Genomic DNA, 25806 nt, shown 5'->3' on the forward strand with positions numbered 1-25806 from the left:
GTCGACGACGGTGAACACATCGCTGAGACGCGGCGCGTCCAGCGCGCGCAACACCGGCGGCGACGGTGCCATCAGGCACAGAGCCGCACCGAGGCTGCTAGCGCGCCGATGGGCCCGGATCAGCGCGCCGAGTCCGGCGTCGTCGACCGCCGACACCGCGGACAGATCCACGAACACTGCCGTGTGATGGCGGACAGCCCAGGTCAGAGCGTCACGCAAGTTGGGCGTCAAAGCGGCGTCGACCGGACCGCGTAAGCGGACCACGGCGGTGTCCTCATGCTCCGACAGTTCGATCGCAGGCCGGCCGGCGCCCTCGGTGAACTCCACAACTTCAGTCACCACTGCTCGACCGATCGGATGCGCAGACTTCGGAACCCCAATCCTCATCCACCCACTGTCGCGCCCGGGTTTGGCGGCGGTCCGGCGCCTACGTGACGGTTGCATGACAATCGACCCGCCTGCCCTGAGACATCGGCACTCCTTGTCACCCAACCGACATCCTCCTGCCGAACGTTCGCCGGACAGCCCCCGCATCCTGAAGGCGTCCATCCGAGCAGGTTGAGGTGAACGATGAGCATCTTGGTAACTCCCACCCGCTCCTGCGCCGTCTCCACTGTCCGGCTCGCGGTGACAGGCGACCTCGACATGGCGACAGTTGCCGCGGTGTCCGCGACCTTCGACGCCGTAGCGGCGACCCGCCCCGACTGCGTCCTGGTCGAGCTGAACCGCTGCGCCTTCCTCGACGCGGCCGGGGTCAGCTGCCTGCTCAGGGCGCAGACACGCCTGCGCCACGACGGGGGCCGTCTCGTTCTGCTCGATCCCACGCCGCTGGTGCATCGGGTGCTGCAGGTGTGCCGAGCCGCACACCTCGTGGAGATGCGCGGCACCGGTCACCGGAGCTAGGTGTTGGCCCGGACCACCACCGGGCCCAGTCCGCCGACGCCTACCGGACCGCCCCCACCACCCCCAGCGTCCACCTGCCGAATTCAGGCGGCGAGAACCCCGGCAGTCGTGCAGCTGTCGTGAACTCGCTGAGATGAAACGTTGCAGAGCCGCTGACACGCCCGTGCTCTTCTCGAGTGAGGTGCTGCACCGACGGGTAGACGCGGCACGACACGGGTTGGAACCGACAGAACGGAGATAACCGTGACGACCACGACCATGCCGATGCTGAAGACGTACCCGGCAGAGATCAACTTCGATCGCGACAAGCTCGCCGCCGCCGTCGACGCGCTGCTTGGGTGCAGCGAGGCCTGCACCGCCTGCGCGGACGCATGCCTGAGCGAGGACATGGTGGCCGAGCTGACCAAGTGCATCCGTACCAACCTGGACTGCGCCGACATCTGCGCCACCACTGCCCGGGTCCTGTCCCGGCACACCGGCTACGACGCCAACGTCAGCCGTACGCTCCTGGAGGCCTGCGCGGCGGCGTGCCAGGCCTGCGGTGACGAATGCGCGAGTCACGCCGACATGCACGAGCACTGCCGGGTGTGCGCCGACGCCTGCCGTACGTGTGAGCAGGCATGCCGTGACCTGTTGGCCGGCATGAGCTGAGCCGGGCTGCTCCAGCGGTGGGTGCGCCGGCTCAGCCGGCGCACCCACCGGCGTGCTCGTCGCCTTTCGCTCTGGCGCCCGAAGCGGCGACTCTCCGCCCCGCGCTGCCGCCGGCGCGACAGGCCTCCAATTGGGCGCAGCACGCGAGGCCGGCGAACAGCGCCACGCCACCGGCATTGGCCCACAGCAGAAGGGCCACCACCCCGGTCAGTGGTCCGTAGACCTGGCTGAAGGACAATCCGCTGGTGACGTAGCCGGCGAGCAATGCGGTGACCAGGATCCACAGCAACGTCGACAGCAGAACACCGGGCAGCAGCCACCTCCACGACGGCTGACGCCGCCGCGGCGCCCAGCGGAACAGTGCGGCCACGGCGGTCACGGTCAGGATCAGCGCTACCGGTACGTGCAGCAGGGTCCAGATCCGCTCGAAGGGTGTCCCCCATCCGTACACCTGCTGCATGGCGGTTCCGAACCCACGCCCGCCTACGACAAGCAGGAAGCCGCAGAACGCCGGAGCCCCGGACGCCACCGCCAGCATGACGGCACGACCGTACTTGTGGCCTGTCGGCCGGTCGCGGCCGATGCCGTAGAGGCGATTCGCTCCCCTTTCGATCTGCGCCATCGCGACGGTCACCGCGACCCCGGCTGTGATGAGACCGGTCACCAGGGCGGCCTCGCCGGCGTCTCCGGAGTTCTCCTCCAGCAACAGACGCCGGACCAGCGCGTCACTGCGGCCGGGGGTCAGTGACAGCGTGGTGAGGGCGATGACTCTGCCGCCCTGCGCAAGGCCCACCTCGTCCGCCAACCCGGTCAGGGCGATCAGCAACGGCACCACGGCCAGACAGAGCAGCAGGGCCAGTGCGCGGGCGTGACTGAAGCCGTCGCTGTAGCGCAGCCGTGCGAACGTCTCCCGCGCGAAAGCGCGCAGCCCGTACCCGCGTACGACACTGAGTGGCGAGTCGGTGGCGGCCCGGGACGTCTCCGGCTCGGATCGGCTGCTGATCAACGGTCACCTCCAGCGCGTCCGGATCGCCGTACGGGCACCGGTCGTCCGGCGCGCCGGACGGGTCCGTGGTGCCATGGTGTGCACTCCCAGCCGCCGGTCATCAGCGTGAATGGTCGGCGTGGTGGCCCGCCACGCTCAGCCCTCGACGGTGCGCGGCGCGGGCGTACAGCCGTCGCCCCGGTGTGCCGGTCAGTCCATGAGCGAGCACACTCGCTGCCATGACCAGTGAACCGGCGGCGAGCACCGCCGGGTCCACTCGCAGCCGGTCGGCTTCCAGTGTCAGGTAGAACAGCGCGGACACTCCCACCGGGCCGAACCACCCCAGGTAGAGGCAGTCGGCCCATGCCAGCCGCAAGGGACGACGCAGCAGCACCAGAAGGGGAATTCGGCGCAGCAGCAGCACCCCGGGCACGAGCAGCGCACCGCGCCATCCCAGGTCGGCCCAGGCGGCCACCGGGAGGGCCGCCCCGAATGCCAGGAACAGGGGGATGACGACGAACCGGTTCACTCCCTCGTCCACCTTGGCCGCTCCGCTGCGTTCCCCGCCCGTGCCCGCCGCGTTGAAGGCAAGCCCGGCGACGAACACCGCCAGGATGCCGTCGGCATGCAGGAGTCCGCCGAGTCCGAGCACTCCGAGTGCCAGCAGCAGCGTCAAGAACAACACGGGCGCCCCTTCGGTTGCTCCATGGTGTTCGCCGGCCCTCAGCGCACGCCCCGCTGCCCATCCGATCAGGCTGCCGAGCAGCACGGCGGATACCACCTGCCACAACGACTCCAGCACTGCCGCGCCCAAGCTGACCGGCCCGGCAATCGAGACCGCGACCAGCACCAAGGGCAGAGCGAGGCCGTCGTTCGCACCGGACTCCAACGACAACACCTGCCGGCTGCGCTCGGCGATGTCCCGCTCGGCCGGTTCGCCGGTGACCACACCGGAGGCCAGCACCGGGTCCGTCGGGCACAGAGCGGCCCCTACCAGAAGCGCGGTGGCCAGGCCCACGCCCAAGGTCACCCCGGCCACGCCGGCGGTGGCGGCCGCCATCACCGGCATGCCGAGCACAAGGAGGACCAGGACGGTGCCCGAATGTCGCCGCACCTGCCGTAACGGGTAGCGCAGTCCCACCGCCATCACCGACACGGACAGCAGGATCCGGCCTGCCTCGTGATAAGGAGAAGGGTCCTCGATCAGGGACGGCACGGGCAACACCCCGGTGACCGCCGGGCCGAGCACCAGCCCGGTGGCCATCGCGAGCATCGGCACGGACGCGGGCAGCCGGCGGATCCGTCCGGACAACGCGGCCACGGCAACACCCAGCACCCCGCTCACCGCCAGGACCATGTCGATCACCGCGCCGCCCTTCCCGCCCGGCCGAGGGCTGTCACGACTCGGCGTTGACGTCGTCGGCCCACCCGCCGTCTCCCGGTTGGCCGTCCCAGCACGCCAAGCGGTTGCAGACGTCGAGCACACCGGGGGTCCGCCACGTCAGCTCATGCGCGAGCCGGCGCAGATCCGGCGTCGTGACAAGCCCCTCCAGCACCACGACCCGGTTCTGCACCTCGATCACGATGCGCTGGCCGGGTTGCGGCAGCGCGGCGCGTAGCCGGTCGGCGACGAGCAGGGCCAGATCCCGGTCCGCAGGCATCGGACGGCCGGCGGGCAACGGACGCGGTGCCGACGGCGTGCTCTCGGGAAAGCCGTCGAACGGCGGAAACGGCATCATCGGAGACCTCCGGGTGTCGATGCTGAGCCATGCGCATGTCCCCTTGCCGGGCTCGCCGTCTCTCAATCGCGGGGCAGTAGCTCAGTAGCTGTGTCCCGGCGCGTCCCCGACGGCTGCGCAGACCGCGTTGCCGGTCGGCGCAATGCGGCGGCGACCAGCTGCCGGACGACGATGATGACCGCCGCGGCGAGCAACTGGTCGCCGGACTGCGGCAGCGCCAGCCGCAGCAGACCCGCGGCCAGCCACAAGTCGAGGGCGATGCGCAGCCCGATCCGGATGTCCCGGGAGACGGCGACCGCCACCACACCGCTGATCAGGCCGGCCAGCACGCAGATGAGAACGGCGTACTGCACCGCGGTCGTCATCGCAGCGGCCCGGCGGTGCCGGCGCCATCGCCCTGGCGCTTGGCCAGCTCAGCGCGTTCTTCCTTGATCTCGCGGCCCAGGAAGTAGTTGAGCGCGGTACGGATCGCCGCGACAGCCGCCAGTTCGGCGATCTCCCGTAGCGTGGGGGCGATCGCGGTCCGCAGGATGTCCGAGGCGAGCTGGAATTCCAGCCTCAGCGCGAGGAACCGGCCGAGGCCCAGCCGGACCGGCACGAAACTCTCCGTACGCCGGTCGCGGATGGCAACAATGACGAACCGGATGAAGGCCACCATGGCTCCCGCAAAAATGATCAAAGCGCCGGCTGCCTCGACCAACCGCACCAGCAGGTCGACCGCCTGCGACAGCCACTCCTCGCCGAAGATCTCCGTCATCCTTTACGCACTGCCCGTTCAGACCGGCATTACGCATCGCCGGCCCGGCCAGGGCCCGCTCGGAAACCCCGCCTGCGGTGGCATCGACACCATGCCTGGCGAGTAGGTCGAAGGACCAGATCCGGATGTCCCCGCGGAGGTTGAACTGGATGCCTCTGCGTCGCGACCCGGACGGGGCGCTGTCGGTCATCTCGGGCGAGCCTCTGGGCCGTAGCCACCTGGCCGCGGTGATCGTCGCGCTGTACTCGGTGACCGTCTTCGCCGCACTCGCCGGCAGCTTCGGCGCATATTTTCCTGCGCCGCAGCGACCGGTGACTCCGCCGGTGGGGTACAGACGAACCATGTTCTTCGACAAGCTGGCCGACCTCGGGCGCATCGGTCTCATCGGCGTGCTGACCTATGTGCTGCTGATCGCCGTCCTGCGTGTGTCCGGCAAACGGACGCTGGCCAAGATGAACGCCTTCGACCTGGTCGTCACGGTGGCTCTTGGTTCCACGCTGGCGACTATTCTGCTGTCCACCGACGTGTCGTTCACCGAGGGTGCCGCCGCGCTGATCCTGCTCATCGCCCTGCAGTTCGCCGCCACCTGGCTCTCGGTACGCTGGTCGCCGCTGCGCGAAGCCCTCAAGTCGGCGCCGACGCTGCTGCTGCGCGACGGCGAGCTGCTCATCGATGCGATGCGCCGGCAACGGGTCACCGACAACGAGATCTTCCAGGCCGTGCGGTCGCAGGGCATCGGTGATCTGGCCACGGTGGCCGCGGTGGTGCTCGAGACCGACGGCACGTTCAGCGTCATCCCGGCACAGCAGGCCGGCGGCCGCACCGCACTGCGGGACGTCGACGCCGCCCACCCCCGGGGTGCGTCGACGCCGGACAGCGCGTGACCACGCATCGCGGACCGTGGCACGACGCCAGGGCGGACGGGTGCCGAGCAGGCCGCCGGCAGGTGGTCGGATGCCGGGCCGCGGACAACAGGCGCAGGGCGGCGCTGGTATCGGCCGCGTAATGCCCAGCCCACCGCACCACCGCCAAGGACCCCTCGCAGCCGTCGACACCGACGACCACCGGTAGCCCCGTTCCTGCGCTCGTCATTTCCTGCTCCTCTCAGCGCGCTGATCCACCGGCCTGGTCAGCCTCGGTTGATCCGGCCGTCATCGCCTCGGCGGTCACGAGGAAACGTTCACCGGTGAACTCTGCGTAGGTGGCAGCGTCGCCGGCCAGATGATGGTCTGCGGCGTACACGTCGTAGAGAAACTTCTGCACGTTGCCCGATATCCGCACCCGGTCTCCCGCGGATACCGCGCGGCCGGGCTCGCACAGCACCAGCAGCGAGTCATCGCCGTACTCGCGGGTGTCCAGCTCGAAGGAGGTGTCGGTGATCAGCCTCGTGACGGTGCCCGACACGGTCACCGTCCGGCCGATGAAGTCGGTGGTGCCGAAGTAGTCCGGGGCGGTGGATCCGTTGGCCGGGACGGGAACCGGAGTCGGCGCCGTCTGTTCGACGCAGCCGGCCGTCGCCACGGTCAGCAGGCACACCGCCACCGCTGCCGCGAGCCGACGCGGAACGTGGCTTGCCATGGTCATCCCCCTAGCTGTCACAGGTGTCGTTCGGATCACTGTTCGGCAGCACCGACAGTCAGCTTGACCGTCTGTTGCTTGCCGTTGCTCAGCAGCGTCAGTTCGACGCTGTCGCCCGGGTCGACGCCCCGCAAGGCACCCAGGAACGCCTCCACGGTCGGCACCGGCTCGCCGGCGAAAGCGGTGATGACATCCCCGGGATGAAGCCCCGCCTGTGCCGCCGGGTCCCCCGCGACGACGTCTCGGACCAGCACACCGCGGTCGGTGCCGGTGTTCAGCGCCTGGGCGATCTGCGGTGTGAGCCGGTCGACGGCCACCCCGAGGTACGGATGCGTGACCCGGCCGTCGTCGAGCAGATCGTCGGCGACGTCGAGCGCGGTGGCCGACGGAATGGCGAAACCGATCGACACCGCTCCGGTCGACGGCGGGAGGTAGGCGTCGTTGATGCCGACGACCCGACCGCTCGCGTCCACCAGCGCGCCACCGGAGTTTCCGGGCGAGATGGGCGCGTCGGTCTGCAACAGGTCCACCAGAGCGCGGCTCCGGCTGGCTGAGCCGGGGATCTCGCGCCCTACCCCGGAGATGATGCCGGCGGTGACGGTGTTCATCAACCCGAGCGGACTGCCCATCGCCAGCACGGTCTCCCCCGGTTGCGGCAGTTGGGTGCGGAACTGCGCGACCGGCAGTTCGGTGCGCTCGGCACGCAACACCGCGAGGTCGGTGACGACGTCGGTGCCGACGACCCGGGCGTCGACCCGGGAGCCGTCCGCCAGCGCGAGCTGCACGGTCCGCGCGTCGCCGACCACATGCTGATTGGTGAGTACCAGACCGCCGTCGCGGAAGACCACACCGGACCCGAGCCCCTTGCCGACCAGGACGGTGACCACCGACGGCTCCATCCGGGCGACGACCTCAGGCAGCGTGGCGGCGGGCGCGGCCACGGCGCTGGGCGGGGCGGCTGCGGGCTTGTCCTGGCCGGTGCATCCGGAAAGAGAGAGCGACAGCGCCAGGAGGGATGAGATGAGAACGGTGTGTAATAGGGCTTTGCGGGAAGTGGACATGTCGCGTCGCTACCCGGTAAATGCCCGCTGAGCCCGTTCCGGCCGGTATTTCGGCCCATGCAGTGCCGCCGATGCCTGGTGGTGGCGGGCCGGCACGGCGAGCCCGTGGAGCGACGCCGGCAGCCCGTGAGAGCTCGCGATGCCGCCGCCCGCACCGTCGTGCTGGTGGCGCGTGCGCAGGAACGGCGGGTGCACCCCACCGTCGCCGGATGGACGTCCGTCGCTGCCACCACCGGATCGGCCGCCGCGACGGGGGCAACCGGACTGGTCACCGACGGAGGTGTGGTGGGCGGGATCGGTCGGCAGGCGAACAGACGGTGCAGGCCAGCACGGCAGAGGAGCACGTGCAGCTGCGCCGGTACGTTCACCACGCACAGGCGTGTGCCGGTGTGCCCGCCGGCGCGGTAGGCGTCCAGGAGCGCACCTGCCACCGTAACCGCGGCGTCCCCGACATGTCGCAGGTCCACGATCAGTACCGGCGGACGGTGGGTGACCGCGAGTTCGACCAGCGCGTCCCGCATGTCGGCCACGCCCGCATCGTCGAGCGGGCCTCGCACCGCAGCGACCAGGTATCCCGGCCGGAGCCGGTGCGTTCGCACCCGCACCCGGCCGGAGTCAGGCAGGGGCTGCCGCGGTGCGGGCGTTGCCTGATCGGCCAGGAGGTTACGCAGCTTCGCGATGGTACGGCTCAGCAGCCGCGAGACGCTCATCTGGGAGGTGTGCAGTTCGTCGGCGATCTGCGCCTGGGTGCGGCCGCCGAAGAAGTAGCCCTCGATGACGCGGCGCTCCCGGCCGGGCAGCCTGTCGACGACCGCTCGTACGGTCAGCCGGCTGCACAGGTCCTCCAAGGAGACGTCCTCGCACCCGAGCAGGTCCTGCCGTTCGACCGCGTCGTCGCGCCCGCCGACCGGCCGATTCAGCGAGTCGGCCCGATACGCCGAGGCACTGGCCGCGGTGGCACGGACCTCCGCCTCCGTGACACCCATGGCCGTCGCGATCTCCGCTGCGGACGGGGCATGGTGCACTCGCTGCGCCAGGTCAGTCCTGGTCCGGGTCACCTCCAGGCACCGCTCCTGCAGCTTCCGGGGCACGTGCACGGCCCAGACCCGGTCCCGGAAGTGCCGCTTGAGCTCTCCGAGGATGGTCGGCGCGGCATAGCCGGTGAAGCTGTGCCCTCGCCCGGGGTCGTAGCCGTCAGCGGCCTTGACCAGCGCCAGCGCGGCGACCTGGAGCAGGTCGTCGAGCGTCTCACCGCGGTGCTGATAGCGCGACGCCAGGCCGCGGGCCAAGGGCAGATTCCACCGCACCACCTGCTCGCGCAGCCGTCGCCGCTCGGCGGCCGGACAGCCCGGGTCGCGCATCCGACGGATGATCTCGATGCTCTCCCGGTCCCGCTCATCGGGGTCGGCATTGCCTGGCCCGTTCATGCCCGGCGGGGCAGAGACGCGACTGGCGTGCAGGACTGAGGACATGGTGACTCCCGGAAGGACGCAGAGGGGTGAACGGCGCAGGTAGGCCTGCCGTACGCGGCGGCGATCACGTCGGATCCGCCTGCAGCAGGAGTTGCGGCGCAACGGCCTCGGGTCGCAGTGGTGGGCCGGGGTGGGCCCTTGGTGCCGTTACTTGACACCTGCGCCATCGAGGTTCGTCTGCGCTATCCCCGCGGCTGCCCGGTGGAAACGCCGAGTCCGTAGACGTCACCGAGTTGACATACAACCGTGCAGAGGCCGTCGCTGGTTCCCCGGCTTCCGGTCACGATTGCTCCGGTTCGTCGCCCGGGTGCCGGCGAAAGGCCATCCAGGGCCGTCACAGCAGAGACGTCACTGCCCTGCCTGCCGGCGCCGTTCGTCCTCCCACGTGGTCAACGGGTTGCAGAAACGGCGTCGGCAAGCAGCGGCGGGCCCTGGCGGAGGAAGAAACCACCACCCGGTAGTCCGCCGAACAAGGGATCGGGCGGGAACTGAAAACCGGTGGCGGCGCATCGGGAAACAACGCAGCCCCGATGCTCACAGCAGCGTGGTTGTCTCCGGCGACCACACGCACGCGAAGCGACAGGTCATCGACTTGGTCGAGCAACTGGGGTTCGAGCCCGTGGACGCCGGGGAGCTGGCCGCGGACAACCGTCCGGGCTCGTACACGAGTGGGGACCATGGCGACCCACGGATGCCGGCGTAAGGGACTCAGCGGCGGTTCGGCCGTCGCCGCCAGAGCCAGCTGACGACGGCCAGCATGCCCGTCAGGACGACAATGCGTACGAGGGCCCTCTCACGCGCAGGGCGTGCGCACCGCGATGTCCGCGATCTCGACGGCGGCGCCGGCGCGGCCCGTTCGAGGGGCGCTGCCGCTACCGGTGGAGGAAGGAGCAGCGATGGTGGCGGCGCGGGCGTGGCGCCCGCCGCCGGAGCCCGTTCATCGGGCGCGCCGTCGCGGCCGGAACGGCGCAGGCGGCGACCCGGCCAGCCGCTGACCGGTCCGACGAGGGTGAGCAGCGCCGGTACCAGCAGCGAGCGCACCAGGATGGCATCGAGCAGGATTCCGACGGCCATGGCGAACGCCAGCTCGCGGAACGGGCTCAGCGGCACCAGCGCCAGCAGGCCGAAACTGGCAGCGAGGGTGACGCCCGCGGCGGTGACCGTCCGGGTGGACTGGGGTATGGCCGCCAGCATCGCCGAGCGCAGTGGTCGCCGCCATGCCTCGTGCCACACCTGGCCGACGCTGAAGATGTTGTAGTCGGAGCCCAGGGCCACCAGCAGCACTGCGGCGGCGAACGGCACATAGAAGGTCAGTCCGTCGTGGCCGAGCAGGTCCTGGAACACCCAGGTGGTGAGGCCGAGGGTCGCACACAGGGCGAGCAGGTTGGCCGCCAGCAGGTACAGCGGGGCCACCACCGCGCCGAGGAAGATCACCAACAGGATCACGTTGACCATCAGGGTGGCGATGGTGATGCGTTTGAGATCATCCATGGTGGCTGTCACCACGCCCTCGGCGATGGCGGTGTCACCCGCGATGTTGGCCTGTGCACCGGGCAACCCGGCGGCTCGTAACAGGCCCGGCAGATCGTCCTGTAGGCCGGCGACGGTGTCGACGGCCGACGCACCGAGAGGCTGATCGTCGAGCACGATCAGATACCGGGCGGCATTGCCGTCGCGGGAAAGCACCAGACCCAGCTCGGTCGGCAGCGCCTGGTCACCGGGCCCGAGCACGCCGGCGACCCCGGGTCGTTGCTCGAGCAGCGCCCCGAGTTTCTCCAGGTTGACGCGCTGTCCGGTGATCCCCTTGCTCTCAACCAGCAGCACGGTGGGTGACACGATGCCCTCGGAGAAGCCGGTCCGAGCCTCGACGGCCGCCTGACGGACGGAGTTGTCCGACGGCAGGGAAGGCACAAAGGACAGGCCCAGGTCCAGGTTGCGGGCCGGCGCGGCCATGAACAGCAGCGCCCCGACGCAGCCGATCAGCACACCGGCCGCGGTGGAGCGGCGCACCAGCAACCGTGTCCACCGTGTGGAGGCGACCTCCGTCGCGCCGGACGCGACGACCGGCGCGATCCGGGGCCGGCTGGGCCAGAAGACGGCACCACCCAGGATGGCCAGCATCGCCGGGGCCAGCGTCACCGCGACGGCCATGCCGATCAGCACCGCCAGGGCCATGCCCGGACCGAATGCCTGGAACAAAGGCGAGCGCGCCACCAGCAGGGCGCCCGTACCGCACGCGACCGTGACGCCGGCGACGGTGACGATGGGGGTGAACCGGGCGGTGGCCCGCTCGGCGGCGACCAGCCTGGAGGCGCCCAGCGACAACTCACGGCGCATTCCGAACAGATAGAAGATCACGTAGTCGGTGACCACGCCGAGCAGTAAGGCGACGAGCAGAGGTTCCAGTTCGTCCGGCACCGACACCCCGAGCACGCCGGCGACCGCTCCGGCGGTACTGAGGGTGACCAAGATCGCCGTGCCGGCGGTCACGAGCGCGAGCAGAGGCGCCAGCAACGACCGGAAGGCCATCGCGACGATGAACACCACGACAGCGAGGGTGACGATCTCCACGGTGGTGAGCCACCGCTGCAGCACGGCACCCTGTTCCGTCCGGGCCGGGACCGTGCCGGTCACGCCGACGACGCTGTCCTCGGGGCCGAAGTGGTTCGCCACGAACGACCTCGCGGCGGTCGTCTGCTCGTTGAACCCGACACTCGGTGGCATGAACAGCAAAGTGATCACCGTCGTGCCGCTCTCCCGCGCCCCGGGAAAGGCACCGAAGGTGTTGGGCACCGGGATGGCCCCCAGGATCGGCCCGAGGTCGTCGTATTGACCCTGGGTGACCGCCGCGGCACGAGCGATGGACTCGGCCTGGGTGAGTGGGGAGAGGCCGCTTGCGTCGCGCTGCACCACCGCCACACGACTGAGCAGAGGAAACCCGAAGATCTGCACCGAGCGAAGCTCCGTCTGGATGGCCGGACTGTCCACGGAGACGAATCCGTCCACTCCGCCGGACCCCCCGCTCGGACCCGGCAGGACGGTCGGACCGGCCACCGCCACGGCCGCCCAGGCCACCACGATGAACCACCGCAGCCGGACGACCAGCCGAGCGTAGGCGCCGACGATCGACCGCCGCGGCCTTCCGGCCACTGTCACGAGCGGATGTCCCGGACGGTGTCGCGACGAAGCCCCAAACGGATCAGCTCCGCGTCGGCCAGTGCCTGCGGCAGCCCGTCGGTCAGGTCGCGCCACGGGTCGTCGGTCACCCGTTGCAGCCGGTGCAGCGGCACCATGTCCACCGCCCGGTGCGCCAGGTAGAAGTCGGCCATCCGGCGGCGGGCCGGGTCGCGCAGCAGGCGGGTGAGGGCGGCGACCTCCCGGCGCCGGGCGATCCTGGCCGGCAGGTAAGGAGCCAGCACCGGCACGACCGGCGCGATCCCGACCGTGACGGCGAGCAGAACCGCGAGCCTCCTGCCGTACGCCGACGCGTCATGCCCGCTGCCGACGATTTCGGCTGCAGTGGCTCGGACCTGATCGCCCAGCTGTCCGGGCCACCGGCCGACCAGAGGCAGACCGCCGGCGTCCTGCAGCACCTCCCCGGCACTGTCGAGCGTGCGCCCGGACTGCACCAGGGTGTCGCCGATTGCCGCCAGCTCCCAGAGTGAGAGCCCGACCCAGACGCCGACCGCCGTCCACAGCAGCAACCAGAAGAGCACAAGGCCATCGATCACGTTCAACGTCGCGGCGTTTGCCCGGCGGATCAGTTCAGCCATGGCGAGCCGCTACCCGAAATCGCTTCGCGTCCCTCAGCCGCGGGTAGGCGATTTTCACCTGACTTCGAAGGAGGCGCTCATGTCCCGACCCGCTCACCCATCCGACGCGTCGATCGACGCCTCCCGGTCACGTCCGTGGTTCTGGATCGTTCCCGCCTTGACGTTCGTTGTCGGGCTTCTGCTCGGGGGAACCGTCATGGCGACAGCGGGCAACACGAACGACGACATCGCCGCTGCTCCCGGACCGGTTGCGACGGCCACAGCGTCACCGGCTGCCTCCTCGGGCGACCGGACGATCACCGTGCCGGCCAGCTGCGAGCAGGGCCTCGAGCGGGCCCGCACCGCTCTGTCCACGGTCGGGGAAGCGGTCGAGGCCGCGCGCAATTTCAATTCCGGGCGGTTGCAGGAGCTGCTCGACCGTCTGCAGAAAGCTCAGCAGGAGGTGGAGCGGCTCGCCCGGCAGTGCCGGGTGGAGGTACCGGAGAAGAACTGAGCAGGCCCGGTTCACACCGTGGCGAAGCCGGCGATGTGACGGGCGGCCGCCGCCGTGGCACCCGGCGACGTCAGAGTGAACGTGACCGTCGGCATTCCCGGCCCGGAAAGGGTCAGGTGGTGCTGCGGCGCCATCAGCTCCAGCACGGCCGCGTTGGCCGACACGACAGCGCTGGTGTCGCCGGCCGCGGCTTTCGTATAGCCGTCCGGCGCCACCACGACGATAACCCGGGAACCGGACTCGACCGGCGCGTAGACCTGGACGACACCGGTGGTGAGCAGATCCGACCGTGGCCAGCACTGCGTTCCGGCGCCGCCGGAGCCTTCGTTGACCGTCAGGACACACAATCTGTTGTCAGCCGCTTCGAGGAGGAAAATCTGCCCGGTATCCCGGTCAGCGACCAATGTTCCCTCACCCGGGTGTACCAGCGCCGTGGTGTCCATGGCACCTTTGCCGGTCTCACCCAGGCGCACCCGGTGTTCGAGCGCCGACAAGCGCAACGGGACGTCGGCCACGCTGAGCTTCGTCGTCCTGTCCACCATGAGCGGTGCTACCGACGCCGTCACCACCAGCAGGACCGCCATAACCGCAAGAACCGGGCGTGGCCTCCGCCACCACCACGCGTTGCCCGCGACGCCGTCGGCGTCGGACGCATCGACCGGCTCGGGAACCCCGTGCTCTTCGGGGTCGTCAGGTTGCTGCCGCACAGCGATCTCCTGCACGGGTCGCGACGATCGACGTTGGGGCGTTGTCACGTCTGACGACGGCCTGCCACCGTCAGTATCAGTCCCACGGTGAGGCAGGTGAGTGCCACCGCGGTCCATTGAGAGCTGACCATCAACAGGGTCAGCAGTCCCCAGACGCCGGCTGCCGAGGCGGCCCATACGACCGGATGTCTTGCCGGTGCGGCGCGCCGATCGGTTGTCGGCGGATGGTCGACCCTCAGCCGGTCGATGATCTTCTGGAATTCGTCGGTGCTCTCGACGCGGGAATCGGCCTTGTCGCCGGTCACTCGTATCGCGTTGCAGATGTCCACCACGCCGGCAACATCACGCGCCGCGTCACCGACGGCCTGCTTGTGGATCTGTCTGTCGACGGTGCCGCTGAGCATCACGACGCGGTTGTGCACCCGCACGGTGACCCGTTGATGGCGAGTACGGACATCGCTGAGGAGGGTGTCCGCGACCTGGTAGGTGAGGCAGAGGTCCGGATCGTCCGTGGCAGGAGATCGGCGCCGGCCATCGGGGGACGGTCCATCCTCCGGCAAGGGCCACATCATCATGGTGTTCTCCGTTCGGCTTCACAGAGTCCGCCCGTTCAGGCTGGGGGCTGCCCTTGGCGGAAGCCGCACTGACCGATGACAGTCGGATGACAATCGGGACGGCGCACGGCCTGGGCGCCGGTTGCCTGGAGCCAGTCCCCTTCTGCGCCGTTCGCCACGGGAGCTCCGGCCAGATCGACCGTCATGGGATTGTCACGTGCTCGCGGCATTACCGTTGTAGGCCCACCGGAGAGTGGTCTGTGGTGCTGAACTCACCGAGCGGTCAGTGTGCGGGCGCACCGATGCGGGCGCCCGCACGCTCCATTTTCGGGGTGCGCCCGATTTTCCGCAGCAGTCGCCGGCATCGTCATGGACATGTCACATCGTCGTGTCGAGACCACCACCGAGGCGCGTGAGGCTGGGATCACCAATGATTCCAGGAGGCAGCTCATGCGTACTTTCATCGCGGTCATCGCCGTGCTGGGCGTGCTGACAGCCGGTCTGGGCGTGTTCCTGTCGACGGGATGGATCATCCTCGTCGGTGCCTCGTCCATTGTGGTCGCGCTCGTCATGGGGGCTCTCGCTGCTCCCGCGACACGCCGGCAACGGTGACAGCGGCTCCGGCCGGCGTCCGCAGGTCAGCCGATGGTGGCGCCGGGCTCGGTTCTTGCGCCCCCAGGCCCAGCGGTGGTGCGAGCCGCATCATCGCCTGCCGCGGATGCGGCTTGGTCCGGATGGCTGATGTCCACGTAGAAAGTACCGACATCGAGACCGACGCGGAACGCGAGGCGGACATCTGCCGCCTCGCCGGCCAGCTCGATCACGACGTCGGTGACCAGGCCGCGGTCCGGATGCTGGATGATCGCGGCCACAGCCTCAGTCTGCGGCGTCAGGCGCTGCTCGCGAGAACCTTCGACGTGGTTAATCGTCACTGTCAAAATCCGATCATCGGCTCGGTCGTCGTAGGCGACCCGGTAGCCGGGGCGGTCGCCGTCGTAGGCGAACACCACCCGGTCGTACGCGTCGTGCGGTTCAATCGACACTCCGGTCAGCGTCGCGGGCGAGGTCTGCGTCGCCGCTCCCGCGCTGCGACGCTCGTCGATCCTCCATGACGGGCCGGTGGCATCATCGGCGCCCGCCGGAGATACCGCCGGGCTGCACGCAGCCGCGGAGACGGCGACGCTCAGCGTCAGGACCGCGACAACCGTCCATCGGCGCGCCGGGTGGGCATGGTGGGTTTCACTTCTGGCGTGACGCGCCGGTGACCAACAGAGCATCGCACACGTCCCTTATCCCGATAATCGACGCTGCGGCAGCGACCGCTGCCCGGCGTGCCTGCTGCGACCCGATGTCGCCATCCAGAATGGCGATCCCGTTCTGTACGTGCAGATCGATGCAGCCGTCGGACACCGCCGGATCGTCGAGGAGCGCCCGGGCGACCTCGTGCAGGAGTCGCTGATCGACCGTGCGCCGGCGGTCCGGTCGAGCACGGACGGCGGGGTCGGCGGCGGTACCGCGCAGCGGCGTTGTCGGGTACCACTCCGGATACATCCAGAAGTACATGGGACGGCTCCCAGCTCATCGACGGTTGCCTGTCCAGACCAACCTGCCTGCTGAATGTGGCAGGAAGCCCGCGCGGACATCACAGTTGCATGACCGTCCGAGGCATTCGGCCATCGACAGTCGACACGGCTGTTCAGGGCCCAGGATGCCGATGGCGAGGACAGCCACGCCGAACAGTCGGGCGCCGGGGACCGCTGGAGAGGTAGCGCCAGGCATGCCAGATTCGGCGGTGCGTCGTGCAACTCGACTGCGGGGAGCGCTCCGACCCCCACGGCATCACCGGCACCCCGCGCTACCCTCGCTGCCGGATGGTCCCAGTACGGGAGGACTCCTCCAGCGGCACCGCCGACATCGCTTGCGGCACGGTAAGGAACGCGCGGAGCGCGTGGCCCATCCGGGCGGTCTGCAGAGCGCGGCCTACCACGGTGTGCTTCGCCACGAGCAACAGAGCCCCACCGCGTCGGCGCGCCGCAAAGCCGCTGAGGCTGGTCTGGCCGTGCTGCTCGTTCTGACTGGTGGCAACAACTGTCATCATCGGCCCATCTGTCGCCCGGTTCCGGAGGGAGTCTCCCGCGGCAACATGGCGGGGCTTACCCGGGTCTGTGACAGATTCATGACGATCCGGACCTCCCGGCATCGTCTCTCACCAAACATCGGATTCCGGGAAGAAGCCAATCGGAAAGGGGTACATCTGGAGGAGCGCCACCAATCCGAGGAGGTGTCTCATGCTCCAGGCAAGCTTGAAGCAGTTCTCCGCATCGGTCACCGTTCTGCTGATCTTCGCGATGGCCGCCTGCTCGTCACCGGGTCGATGGCACGGTACCGACCCGACCGTGCCGAGCCCTTCGGCCACGGCGACCGTGCGCACGATCGCGGACAGCGAGGTCGGCGACCGGATCACGGTGACCGCCGTGCTTGTCACCGTCATCAGCGAGCGGTCGTTCGTCGTCGAGGATGTCGATCTTCCGAATCGTGGCCTGCTCACCCTCGGCCACCTGCCGGAGCATTCCGGCCAAGGCGACCTGCTGACGATGCGAGGCGTGATCGCCACCTTCGATTTTGACCGTCTCGCCTGGACCTACGGACTGGTGCGCGACAGCCGTTACGAAAAGTTCCAGGACCACAAGATCCTGATCGCGCAAGACGTGCGTTCCTGGGCTTGATCCAAGCTGTCCGCCCCTTTGCCGCACGCTGGCGACGGTTCGGTCATGCCGGCGCGATCAACGAGATGTAATCGCTGCCGTAGAGCGGGCCTCGCGACAGAGACCCGTCAGCACGCGGAACCTCGAGCCGATCCCCGTCCCGTGACAGGAACACCGACGCAACGTCCGCCCGGGAAGTCAGCGTGCACACGATCTGGGCGTACGCGAGGGTCTCGTCGGTACGCGCGCTGCCCTCGTCCGCTTCGGTGATCTCGGCCTGAGCCGTGGCGTCATCGCCTACGCGCACTTCAACCGACAAACCGGCCAGCGCGGTCGTCATGAGGCGTTCGCGCTCTGCTTGGGTGGGACCCGCCAGTAGGTGATCGATCTGCTCCTGAGCGGTCGGCGGCGCGGCGAGTCGGCGCACGGTCTGCACGAGGCGGTCGTCTCGAACCATGCACAGCACCTCGGCAACGTCGCCGGTCGGACCCTCGGACGCCGCGTTGGAGTGGGGCTCGGTCAACGGCCGGCGCGGCAGTTCCACCGCGTGCGGTTCAGACTGCGTGGAGACCCCACACGAGCTCAGCAGTGCCGTGGCGAGCATCACGACGGCGAGCCGCCGCGATCGACTCACGGCAGACACCCCGCGAGTTCGATGCGGAAGCGGGCACCGCCGCCCGGACGGTTCCGCACGTCAACCGAGCCCTGGTGCGCGGCGGCGTGCTGAGCCACGATCGAGAGCCCCAGGCCAGTGCCGTCGGTCCCACCCCGAGCGTTCGCCGCCCGGCCCCGCACGAATCTGTCGAAGATCACGTCTCGGTCCTCCTCGGTGATGCCCGGCCCGGAGTCGTCCACCTCCAGATAGCCGCGCTGGCCTTCGACCCGGCCGATGCGGACAGCCTCGACACCGCCGCCGTAGCGCGTCGCGTTGTCGACCAGATTGCCCAGGGCCTGCTCGAGGCGCCGGCTGTCCACCTGCCAGACCATCGGGACGTCTCCTTCGATCCGCAACAGCTCTCCGGTCAGGCCCCGCGCCCGGCACACCCGCGTCACCAGCGCCGGTATGTCGGTCGGTTCACGGTTGGCCGGCCGGTCCGCACGGGCCAGTTCGAGCAGGTCCTCCACCAGAGCCTGGAAGCGGGCCACCTCGTCGGAGATCAACCCGAAAGCCGTAGCCACCTTGGGATCGAGGCCATCACGGCGACGGTCGACCACGCTGATCGCCGCTGACAGCGTCTGCAGCGGCGACCGCAACTCGTGGCTGACGTCGGCGGCGAACCGCCGGTCACGTTCCATTCTGCGGGTGAGCTGGTCGGCCATGTGATTGAAGGACTCCGACATCTGGGCCAGGTCGGGCTCGGTCTCCGGATTGAGCCGGGCATCCAGATCGCCGTCGGCGATCGTGCGGGCGGCATCAGCCACCGCGGTCAGCGGATGCAGCGCGTGCCGGGTGACGTACCACCCCACCGCCGCCCCGCCACCGGCGACCATGATCGCCACCGCGGTGAGGACCAGGGCGAGCAGTTGCAGCGTCCGGTCCAGCTCACGCAACGACACCACCTCGTAGAACACCACCGAGGACGACAAAGGCACCGCAACGACCAAAGCCGGCTCACCGGCCCGGCGGACCCGCTGAGCTCCTGCCTCGCCGCCGTGGGTCATGGCCTGCAACGCCGGGGACACCGCGGCGGTGGCAGCCGGATCGGCGGTGCGGGAGAACCATCGGCCGTCGCGCTGCAGTAGGACGTAACGGTCGGCGCCGGTGTCGAGCGAGCGCAATACCTCCAGCACGTCCGGGTTGCTCGCCTGTAGGCCCGCGTCGACCACGGCTGCGTCGAAGTACGCCGTCCTGACCGACGTACGCTCGCGCTCGCTGAACAGGGTCCGCCGGGTCAGCTCGTATGACACGAGCGTGACGCAGGCGGACAGCAGCAAAGCGCCGATCGCGAACGCCGCACTGACCCGGGTCCGCAGGCCTAGCCGGCGCATCAGGGCATCACCCGGTCGCCGTCGCCGACCACCATGGCCCCGGCGCAGGTCGCGGGCCAACCCCGATCATGCGCTCTCTGTCGCCTGATCCCCATATCCGCATGATGCCGCGAGGGGCGGGCCGGCGGCACGCCGCCGGCCTGTCCCGGCGGCATTGTCATGCAACTGTCACAGGTCCGGCGGGATTTCGCCGGGTGCCTCGGCAAGGCTGATCGGATGGACGTCGACCTGCTCGTGCCGGCAAGGACGGTGGGCGGGCCCGCGCCGTCAGGTCTCTGCTGGCCCGGTGTGGCCGGGATGCGATCGGCGTACCACCGTTCCCGCACGAAGCCGCTCGGAGGGCAGTAGGCGATGACCGTCACCAGTCTTCTCACCGCGTTGGCCATCGGCCTGGTCATCGGCGTCGTCGGACACCGGATCGGGCGCTCGACCCGGCACCTGCCGCTCTGGCTGCCCCCGGCGGTCGGGGTGGGTGCTGCCCTGCTGGGCACCATCGGCGCCCGGCTCGTCGGCATCGATTCGCTGCACGTCAGCCCGGTCGAAGTCGGGTTGCAGATCGGGCTGGCCGCGCTCGCCGTGGCGATTGTCGTCACCACCACCGACCGGCGGCAGGGTTCCGGTCGTTACGACCGCGTGGCCGGGACACGATGACGGCCGTGCCGCGGACCAGCCGGACCGCTGTGCTGATCTGTGACCAGTGCGGTTCGGAGGAGACTGCTCCGGAGGTGACCCGGGACAACGATGTGGTCTGGCCTCTGATCGCCAGTTCCGGCTGGACCGGCTCGCCTTTCGCCACCGGTGCCCACCGGTGCCCGCGGTGCAGCATCACCGTGGCCCGGCCTCCGGACACGGTGCGCGAGGCGCCGGCGCCTGCGCACGGCGCGTCGTACGACATCCGCGTCCACGACGACGCCGTGGTGATCACCCCGCTGACCGATGTCGACTCCAGCCTGGTCGAGGTGCTCCGCGACGGATTGATGACGGCCGCCGGTCGCTACGCCCACGTGGTGGTGGACATGCGGGCGGTCCACTTCATCGACTCGAGCGGTCTGGGCCTGCTGGTGCGGGCACGGCAGGAGGCTCGCAGCCACGGCGGAACGGTCTCGCTGGCGGCGCCGTCCCGCTTCGTGTTGACGGTGTTGCACACCATGCGGCTGGATGCCGCTTTCCCGCACTTTCCTGATCAGGAGACCGCACTATGTCAGATCGGTACGGCGTCTGCTCAGGCCCTATGAGGCGGGAGGCGCCTCGCGGCCGCTGGTGACCGCACACCCGCCGGGCACGGCGACGCTGACCTCGGACCGAAGCTCCGCTACCTCAGCACGTAGGGCCCGGATCTCATCCAGCAGCGCCGCCGCGTCCGCCGTACCAGTCGCGTCGCGCTGCCGATCCTCGACCGAGATCCGATCGACGATCCAGCTGGCCAGCGAACCGGTGACGAAGCCGATCAGGCCGAAGCCGCCGATCATCATCGCGAGTGCGACCAGGCGCCCCTCCACGGTCGCCGGTGAATAGTCGCCGTAACAGTCCTCGCCGCGACGTACACGGCCAGCCGTCCCCGGGTGAGCATCTCGGTAAGGCGGTTCAGGATCTTGAGCGCGACGACCAGCCGCAGCGCGCGCAGCGGCCGCAGGATCGGCAGCAACAGCACCACAAGATCGAACCAATGGGTGCGGGCGGACCGGTGCCGGTCTCGGGCGAGCGTCAGGCGCACCACATACTCGGCCCCCAGCACCGCCCAGATGACGATGTTGGCCGACGCGCAGAACTGCCGCCAGCCCGTGTCAATGCCGGGCTCCAGAATCGGCGCCGCATAGACCCCCAGGAACAGCACGGACAGGATGGTCAGCGGCAGAGCGGTCCGGTGCTCCCACCCTTTCAGCCGGTCCTCGTCTGCTACGTGTGGCACGTCTTGCCACGGCCTTCCGTCACAGGGTCACCCGATCGCCCGGGCGTTGTGCCCGCCGTCGGACCGTAACGGTTGATCAGTCCTGGTCGCGGTGCACATCGACGCTCAGCATGTTGCACACGTCGAAGACACCGGGCGTGGCCCAGGCACGCCGCCCGGCCGCTTCGCGGGTTGCCGGGGTGTCGGCGTAACCCTCGAGAATGACGACGCCGTTCTGCACTGTCACGACCATCTGGCCGCCGCTGACGTGCGGATCCTGGTTCATCTCGTCGGCGACCCGCCGGCTCAGGAAGTCCTCGGCGTCGAGCACTTCGTCGGCGACCCAGTCGTCAGACCCGTGTCCTCGAGGCTGCCAGCCGTCGTTGTCAGGCCACAGCGGCACCATGCTCAGCGCCTCACCGTCGGGACGGCCGGCTCACCGGCAGCGCGATCCTCGATGTCCAGGACCCGGTCCACCCGGGCCAGGCCCAGCATCCGCCGGACCCGTGGTGCCGCGCCACGCACCAGCAATCGCCCGTCCGCGCACACCATCGACCGGTGCGTCTGCAGCAGCATGACAACGGCAGAGGCGTCGATACTGGGGCTGTCGTGCAGGTCAATCACCAGTAGAGCCGGTTCCAGGCCCACGGCGGCCGCGATCGTATCGCCCCACAGCTGGACGGCGGTTCCCTCCAGCGCCTCGGTGACCACGACGGTGGTCTCGGGAATGGTGTGCTCCGGCATCCGGACCTCCTCAGCTGACGACGTCGTAGCCAGGCTGGCGAAACCATGTGGCGACGACCCGGCGTCCCCATGACGGTTACGTGACAGTCCGCCACGTCGCCGGCCCTGCGGTCGCCCGGAGGCCCGGCCAGGGGGATGATGCGATGATGTCCGCTGTACTGGTGATCGAGGATGACGATCGGATCCGGCTCTCACTCGTGATGGCGCTGGAGGACGAGGGCTACACCGTGACGGGTGCAGCCAACGCCGAGGAAGGTCTCGCGGCTCAGCGCAGCAGGCCCGCGGACACCGTCCTGGTGGACCTGATGCTGCCAGGCATCGACGGATTCGAGTGCATCCGGCAGATCCGCCGCACCGACGACGCACCGATCGTGGTGATCAGCGCCCGCGACGACACCCACGACATCGTGGCCGCTCTGGAGGCCGGCGCCGACGATTACCTCATCAAACCGGTGGCAGTCAAGGAACTGACCGCGCGCTTGCGAGCGCTGCGGCGCCGAGCCCGCGCCATCGGCCCCGAAACGGTGCACATCCTGCGCTTCGGCGACCTCGAGCTCGAGCCGGAGGCCGGCGAGGTCCGGCTGCACGGCGCGCCGGTGCAGGTCACCCGTACGGAATTCCAGCTGCTCTGCGAGCTCGCCGAGCACGCCGGCAAGGTCCTGTCACGCCAGCAGCTGTTGCAGCGGGTATGGCAGTACGACGGCGGCGACGAGCGCCTGGTCGACGTCCACGTCGGCAGGCTCCGGCAGAAGATCGAGGACGATCCGTCGACGCCCAAGCACCTTGTGACCGTCCGCGGGCTGGGCTACAAACTGCACCGCTGACCTATCGGCAGCGCCCGGTCGCGCCCGATGCGAGACGCCCGCCTCGTCGAGGCCTCGGCTCAGAGTGGCCGGGCCGAGGATCAAGCCTTGGTGAACGTCCACGTCACGTCGGGACCGTTGGCCTGGGTGCGCAGCCGCAGCGTCTGACCCGCGCAGTCGTAGGTCCCGCCGCGCAGAATCGGCTGAATGTCGACAGCGCCACCGGCACCGGACAACGTGTTCCGTGTGACGTCGCCGAGGTTCACCCCGTCGAGCAGGGTGACGGCGAACGGTTCGCTGAGCCGTACGGTGGCGTTCAGGTCGCTCCAGCTGATCCGCCCCTGGGGTATCCACCGTCCGGTGCCACCGCTGCCCTCGAACGAGACCGATCCCCGGAAGGACCCTTTGTACGTGACCGTGCCGTGCACGTCCGTACTAGCAGCCTCAGCGGTGAAGGTCAGCGGCTTCGCCGCCCGGAAGTCCACCTCTGTCCGTCCGTCGGGACCGACCGTCATCGCCGTTCCGGTACCGCCGGCGATGCGACCACGGGCGTCACCGATGCTGCCGGCCGACGCCACGCCCGTGGCGCGCCACCGTCCGGTGACGCAGGACGGGGCGGTACTCGCCGACGGAGTCACCGCAGCGGACGGCTCGACTCCAGGCGGGCTGGAGGCCGCCGGCGGGATCGAAGCTCGCGGTGGGGCGGCGGTCGCCGGCAGCGTGGAAGCCGCCGGCGGGGTGGGCGAACCTGCGGCGGAGGGGTCGGTTTCGTCGTCTCCGCAGGCTGCAAGACAGGTCAGCAGCACTGCGGCGAGAATCATCCGATCGATCCTCATGGTGATCACCTTCTTGTCCGGGAGAGGAATCGGTGTACTTCCCTCGCATTACCCGGGGGTAAAGCGGTTGTGTGGCTGTCCCGTGACAGTTCGTTGACCGTTTCGGCGGGCTCCGGCCGTTCCCGGGCACACCGCGTTTCCGGATACGCAACCGTCTGATTCGACAGCCAGTTGCTCCTTGGCCGGGGCCCACCGAACGCCTCAGATTCTCCCAGGTGCGTCAGATCGGAGGAACCGGGACGCGTGACGACAGCACGAGCGGCTCGTTGCTGCCGGCCGCACAAGGGGGCCGGCAGCGGCCCGGTTGCCTGGACTCAACACCAGCTGCGGGAGCTTCCAGCTCCGGATGACCGCCCCTGCATCGGCCTAGTTCCGCAACACGGATTCGTCATCAAACTGTCGCGGGTTCGTTCAGTGGCCCGCCGACACTATGTCAAGGCAGGCGCCTACTAGCTCACGTAGGCCATCTCTGAACAACAAGGACACTTGGGAGTAAGAATGCCTGGCCGTGCACGAAGGAGTACCTCCGGCGGTGAGATGGCCCGCCTCACTGCGGCCGTTCAGCGCTTGCAGGGCGAGGTGGACGGTCTACGCCGCGCCCAGCGCGGCCGAGCCGTGATCGAGCAGGCGAAAGGACTGCTCGTAGGACGGCTGGGCTGTACGCCGGACGAGGCGTTCACGCACATCTCCCAGATCTCTCAGCGCAGCAACATGAGAGTGGCCGAGGTGGCCGGCGGCCTGCTCGGCATCGCCGCACCGATGCCAGAGCCCGCGCCGGAACACGACGACGACTCCTTCAAGCCCGAGCGGTACGTGACACATCCGCACGTCGACCTCGACGAAGGCGCCGAGTCGGCACACGCCGTCTCCCTGCTCCCCGAGGACATCACTGCGCGCTACCACCTGACCTGCGCCGCGCTGGGATCGACCGAGGACACCGCGAGGCTCGCCGAGGTGGCCTGGTCAGAGGGTCTGCGCCAGCTCGGGGTCACGGCCGTCCTGATCGGCGTGCTCGAGCCCGACGGCGCGGTGCGGCTCGTCAGCACGTACGGACTGCCGCGGAACCTGGCGAGCGCATGGCAGCGGGTGCCGAGCAACCTGAACGTCGCCTTCCTGCGTGCCGTGACCGACGGGCGTCCCCTCTGGCTCGACCGTGAGCGTGCCGCCGAGCTCGGCTACGAGTTGCTCGGCGAGGGCGAGCTCCGCGCCTGCATCCCCCTGCGTGACGGCGGACGTACTTTCGGGGTCGCCTCGATCCTCTGGGCCGAGGTCGGCACACCCGAGATCGGCATCAGGGCGTATGTGGCTGCGGTCGCCCAGGCATGCGGCCGGCGGGTCTCGCAGCTGCTGCGCAACGGCGACGGGTCGCCGGTCGCCTCGCCGGCAGCGCACTGGGTCGAGGCGGTGCTGGAATCCTTGCCGGACTCCTTCGCCCTGCTGGCGCCGGTACGTGACCACGACGGCAAGATCGTCGACTTCCGCTTCGACCGCTGCAGCCCGGAGGCGACCGACGCCGCCGGGCGCGGCGCTGATCAGATCTGCGGGCGTCGCATGCTCGACCTGCACCCGCACGCGACGACGAACGGTATCCTCGACGGCTACCGGCACGCACTGCTGACCGGTGAACCGTTCCGGTTGGCACCCACGCCGACCTCCGTGCACACCAGCCGGGGACAGCTGCCGGTGGTCCTGAGCACGCGGGCCTCCCGATTCGGTGACGGGCTGCTCGCGCACTGGCAGTACCACGACGGCGAGCGACGCGTGGCCTCCCGCCTGGAGCGCCTGCAGCGCGCGACGGACGCCGGGTGGGCCGAATGGGACCTCGTCAACGGCGAGACGACTTGGTCCGCGCAGACCTACCGGGTCATGCGGCGCGATCCCGTCCGCGGACCGGTGAAGCTGTCCGCCCTGCCCCGGTACGTCATCGCAGAGGACGCCGCCGCCGTCAAAGCCGCGATCCACCGTGTGACCCGTGCCGGTGAACCGTTCGACCTGACGCCACGGCTGCATCGCGAAGGCGTCACCTCACGGGTCCGCGTCGTCGCCGACCCCGTGATGGCCGATGACGGCCGGGTGGTCGCTGTGCACGCGGCGGTGTACCGCACCAGCGACGGCGACTGCGCCTCGTCGTGACGGTGGCAGACACCGCGCATCGGCCGGTCTACGGG

At 69.5% G+C, this 25806-nt stretch carries 30 protein-coding genes and 2 pseudogenes; 10 read left to right on the top strand and 22 right to left on the bottom strand.

Going from position 1 to position 25806, the window contains the following annotated elements:
- Nucleotides 1–18: 18 nt before the first annotated feature.
- Nucleotides 19–549, bottom strand: a pseudogene (locus tag AB0C12_RS12680) (STAS domain-containing protein); the annotation flags it as partial.
- Between the two features lie 21 nt (nt 550–570).
- On the opposite strand from AB0C12_RS12680, the gene AB0C12_RS12685 reads away from it, so the two are divergent.
- The gene (locus AB0C12_RS12685) at nt 571–903 is read left to right on the top strand and encodes an STAS domain-containing protein (protein ID WP_360547216.1); all 333 of its coding nucleotides are present in this window, start codon (nt 571–573) and stop codon (nt 901–903) included.
- A 243-nt stretch (nt 904–1146) separates the two neighbouring features.
- Nucleotides 1147–1554, top strand: coding sequence for a four-helix bundle copper-binding protein (locus AB0C12_RS12690; protein WP_360547218.1), 408 nt, complete (start codon nt 1147–1149; stop codon nt 1552–1554).
- A 31-nt stretch (nt 1555–1585) separates the two neighbouring features.
- Here AB0C12_RS12690 and AB0C12_RS12695 read toward each other — a convergent pair whose 3' ends face one another.
- The 5 genes from AB0C12_RS12695 to AB0C12_RS12715 all read right to left on the bottom strand — a co-directional run bounded on the left by AB0C12_RS12695 (nt 1586) and on the right by AB0C12_RS12715 (nt 5035).
- Nucleotides 1586–2560, bottom strand: a complete 975-nt coding sequence (locus AB0C12_RS12695) for a YihY/virulence factor BrkB family protein (protein ID WP_360547220.1) — start codon at nt 2558–2560, stop codon at nt 1586–1588.
- Nucleotides 2561–2660: 100 nt separating this feature from the next.
- Entirely contained in the window at nt 2661–3896 is a 1236-nt protein-coding gene (locus AB0C12_RS12700; RefSeq protein WP_360548970.1) for a cation:proton antiporter, read from the bottom strand.
- A gap of 40 nt (nt 3897–3936) precedes the next feature.
- Entirely contained in the window at nt 3937–4344 is a 408-nt protein-coding gene (locus AB0C12_RS12705) for a BON domain-containing protein (RefSeq protein WP_360547222.1), read from the bottom strand.
- Nucleotides 4341–4643 carry a hypothetical protein gene (locus AB0C12_RS12710; RefSeq protein WP_360547224.1) on the bottom strand — a complete coding sequence of 101 codons (303 nt, stop codon included), beginning with the start codon at nt 4641–4643 and terminating at the stop codon, nt 4341–4343. Before AB0C12_RS12710 ends, AB0C12_RS12705 begins: the two co-directional genes overlap by 4 nt.
- Nucleotides 4640–5035: a DUF1622 domain-containing protein gene (locus AB0C12_RS12715; RefSeq protein ID WP_360547226.1), complete on the bottom strand. Its 396-nt coding sequence runs from the start codon at nt 5033–5035 to the stop codon at nt 4640–4642. Before AB0C12_RS12715 ends, AB0C12_RS12710 begins: the two co-directional genes overlap by 4 nt.
- 149 nt (nt 5036–5184) lie before the next feature.
- On the opposite strand from AB0C12_RS12715, the gene AB0C12_RS12720 reads away from it, so the two are divergent.
- Nucleotides 5185–5919, top strand: a complete 735-nt coding sequence (locus AB0C12_RS12720; RefSeq protein ID WP_360547228.1) for a YetF domain-containing protein — start codon at nt 5185–5187, stop codon at nt 5917–5919.
- 220 nt (nt 5920–6139) lie between these two features.
- On the opposite strand, the gene AB0C12_RS12725 is transcribed toward AB0C12_RS12720, so the two are convergent.
- The 5 genes and pseudogenes from AB0C12_RS12725 to AB0C12_RS12745 all read right to left on the bottom strand — a co-directional run bounded on the left by AB0C12_RS12725 (nt 6140) and on the right by AB0C12_RS12745 (nt 12919).
- Nucleotides 6140–6613 carry a hypothetical protein gene (locus tag AB0C12_RS12725; protein ID WP_360547230.1) on the bottom strand — a complete coding sequence of 158 codons (474 nt, stop codon included), beginning with the start codon at nt 6611–6613 and terminating at the stop codon, nt 6140–6142.
- A gap of 35 nt (nt 6614–6648) precedes the next feature.
- Nucleotides 6649–7674 carry a trypsin-like peptidase domain-containing protein gene (locus tag AB0C12_RS12730; RefSeq protein ID WP_360547232.1) on the bottom strand — a complete coding sequence of 342 codons (1026 nt, stop codon included), beginning with the start codon at nt 7672–7674 and terminating at the stop codon, nt 6649–6651.
- Between the two features lie 356 nt (nt 7675–8030).
- Nucleotides 8031–9146 (bottom strand): annotated as a pseudogene (locus tag AB0C12_RS12735) (sigma-70 family RNA polymerase sigma factor); the annotation flags it as partial.
- A gap of 708 nt (nt 9147–9854) precedes the next feature.
- Nucleotides 9855–12296, bottom strand: a complete 2442-nt coding sequence (locus AB0C12_RS12740) for an MMPL family transporter (protein WP_360547234.1) — start codon at nt 12294–12296, stop codon at nt 9855–9857.
- A gap of 2 nt (nt 12297–12298) precedes the next feature.
- On the bottom strand, nt 12299–12919 hold the full coding sequence (locus tag AB0C12_RS12745) for a hypothetical protein (RefSeq protein ID WP_360547236.1): 621 nt from the start codon (nt 12917–12919) through the stop codon (nt 12299–12301).
- 157 nt (nt 12920–13076) lie between these two features.
- Here AB0C12_RS12745 and AB0C12_RS12750 point away from each other — a divergent pair, with 157 nt between their 5' ends.
- Entirely contained in the window at nt 13077–13412 is a 336-nt protein-coding gene (locus AB0C12_RS12750) for a hypothetical protein (protein WP_360547238.1), read from the top strand.
- Nucleotides 13413–13423: 11 nt separating this feature from the next.
- Here the strand turns inward: AB0C12_RS12750 and AB0C12_RS12755 are convergent, their stop codons facing one another.
- Both AB0C12_RS12755 and AB0C12_RS12760 read right to left on the bottom strand, forming a co-directional pair.
- A complete protein-coding gene (locus tag AB0C12_RS12755) occupies nt 13424–14134 on the bottom strand; it encodes a hypothetical protein (RefSeq protein ID WP_360547240.1) in 711 nt (236 codons plus the stop codon).
- A gap of 29 nt (nt 14135–14163) precedes the next feature.
- On the bottom strand, nt 14164–14694 hold the full coding sequence (locus AB0C12_RS12760; RefSeq protein WP_360547242.1) for a BON domain-containing protein: 531 nt from the start codon (nt 14692–14694) through the stop codon (nt 14164–14166).
- 429 nt (nt 14695–15123) lie between these two features.
- Here AB0C12_RS12760 and AB0C12_RS12765 point away from each other — a divergent pair, with 429 nt between their 5' ends.
- Complete coding sequence (locus AB0C12_RS12765) at nt 15124–15285, top strand: hypothetical protein (RefSeq protein WP_360547244.1); 162 nt, start codon at nt 15124–15126, stop codon at nt 15283–15285.
- 26 nt (nt 15286–15311) lie between these two features.
- Here AB0C12_RS12765 and AB0C12_RS12770 read toward each other — a convergent pair whose 3' ends face one another.
- Together AB0C12_RS12770 and AB0C12_RS12775 are read right to left on the bottom strand one after the other, a co-directional pair.
- Nucleotides 15312–15716 (bottom strand): hypothetical protein, encoded by a 405-nt coding sequence (locus AB0C12_RS12770; RefSeq protein WP_360547246.1) that lies wholly within the window; start codon nt 15714–15716, stop codon nt 15312–15314.
- A 196-nt stretch (nt 15717–15912) separates the two neighbouring features.
- Nucleotides 15913–16236 (bottom strand): BON domain-containing protein, encoded by a 324-nt coding sequence (locus AB0C12_RS12775; protein WP_360547248.1) that lies wholly within the window; start codon nt 16234–16236, stop codon nt 15913–15915.
- Between the two features lie 725 nt (nt 16237–16961).
- Between AB0C12_RS12775 and AB0C12_RS12780 the strand changes: the two genes are divergently transcribed.
- Nucleotides 16962–17399, top strand: a complete 438-nt coding sequence (locus AB0C12_RS12780) for a hypothetical protein (protein WP_360547250.1) — start codon at nt 16962–16964, stop codon at nt 17397–17399.
- Between the two features lie 43 nt (nt 17400–17442).
- Here the strand turns inward: AB0C12_RS12780 and AB0C12_RS12785 are convergent, their stop codons facing one another.
- Both AB0C12_RS12785 and AB0C12_RS12790 read right to left on the bottom strand, forming a co-directional pair.
- The gene (locus tag AB0C12_RS12785; RefSeq protein WP_360547252.1) at nt 17443–18012 is read right to left on the bottom strand and encodes a GerMN domain-containing protein; all 570 of its coding nucleotides are present in this window, start codon (nt 18010–18012) and stop codon (nt 17443–17445) included.
- Nucleotides 18009–19367: a HAMP domain-containing sensor histidine kinase gene (locus AB0C12_RS12790; protein WP_360547254.1), complete on the bottom strand. Its 1359-nt coding sequence runs from the start codon at nt 19365–19367 to the stop codon at nt 18009–18011. Before AB0C12_RS12790 ends, AB0C12_RS12785 begins: the two co-directional genes overlap by 4 nt.
- 351 nt (nt 19368–19718) lie before the next feature.
- On the opposite strand from AB0C12_RS12790, the gene AB0C12_RS12795 reads away from it, so the two are divergent.
- Nucleotides 19719–20018, top strand: a complete 300-nt coding sequence (locus AB0C12_RS12795) for a GlsB/YeaQ/YmgE family stress response membrane protein (protein WP_360547256.1) — start codon at nt 19719–19721, stop codon at nt 20016–20018.
- Between the two features lie 5 nt (nt 20019–20023).
- Nucleotides 20024–20602 carry an STAS domain-containing protein gene (locus AB0C12_RS12800; RefSeq protein WP_360547258.1) on the top strand — a complete coding sequence of 193 codons (579 nt, stop codon included), beginning with the start codon at nt 20024–20026 and terminating at the stop codon, nt 20600–20602.
- On the opposite strand, the gene AB0C12_RS12805 is transcribed toward AB0C12_RS12800, so the two are convergent.
- From AB0C12_RS12805 to AB0C12_RS12820, 4 genes are all read right to left on the bottom strand, one after another.
- Nucleotides 20597–20866 (bottom strand): hypothetical protein, encoded by a 270-nt coding sequence (locus tag AB0C12_RS12805; RefSeq protein ID WP_360547260.1) that lies wholly within the window; start codon nt 20864–20866, stop codon nt 20597–20599. The two genes, AB0C12_RS12800 and AB0C12_RS12805, sit on opposite strands and share 6 nt — an antisense overlap.
- Nucleotides 20836–21201, bottom strand: a complete 366-nt coding sequence (locus tag AB0C12_RS12810) for a hypothetical protein (protein WP_360547262.1) — start codon at nt 21199–21201, stop codon at nt 20836–20838. The genes AB0C12_RS12805 and AB0C12_RS12810 overlap by 31 nt, the downstream gene beginning before the upstream one ends.
- Before the next feature lie 151 nt (nt 21202–21352).
- The gene (locus tag AB0C12_RS12815; RefSeq protein ID WP_360547264.1) at nt 21353–21661 is read right to left on the bottom strand and encodes a BON domain-containing protein; all 309 of its coding nucleotides are present in this window, start codon (nt 21659–21661) and stop codon (nt 21353–21355) included.
- Nucleotides 21662–21663: 2 nt separating this feature from the next.
- Nucleotides 21664–21999 (bottom strand): STAS domain-containing protein, encoded by a 336-nt coding sequence (locus tag AB0C12_RS12820; protein WP_360547266.1) that lies wholly within the window; start codon nt 21997–21999, stop codon nt 21664–21666.
- Between the two features lie 146 nt (nt 22000–22145).
- On the opposite strand from AB0C12_RS12820, the gene AB0C12_RS12825 reads away from it, so the two are divergent.
- On the top strand, nt 22146–22823 hold the full coding sequence (locus AB0C12_RS12825; protein WP_360548972.1) for a response regulator transcription factor: 678 nt from the start codon (nt 22146–22148) through the stop codon (nt 22821–22823).
- An 80-nt stretch (nt 22824–22903) separates the two neighbouring features.
- On the opposite strand, the gene AB0C12_RS12830 is transcribed toward AB0C12_RS12825, so the two are convergent.
- Nucleotides 22904–23317: a hypothetical protein gene (locus AB0C12_RS12830; protein ID WP_360547268.1), complete on the bottom strand. Its 414-nt coding sequence runs from the start codon at nt 23315–23317 to the stop codon at nt 22904–22906.
- A gap of 858 nt (nt 23318–24175) precedes the next feature.
- On the opposite strand from AB0C12_RS12830, the gene AB0C12_RS12835 reads away from it, so the two are divergent.
- Nucleotides 24176–25771, top strand: coding sequence for an ANTAR domain-containing protein (locus tag AB0C12_RS12835; protein ID WP_360547270.1), 1596 nt, complete (start codon nt 24176–24178; stop codon nt 25769–25771).
- Nucleotides 25772–25806: the final 35 nt, after the last annotated feature.

Source organism: Actinoplanes sp. NPDC048967 (assembly GCF_040649415.1).
GTDB lineage: Bacteria > Actinomycetota > Actinomycetes > Mycobacteriales > Micromonosporaceae > Actinoplanes.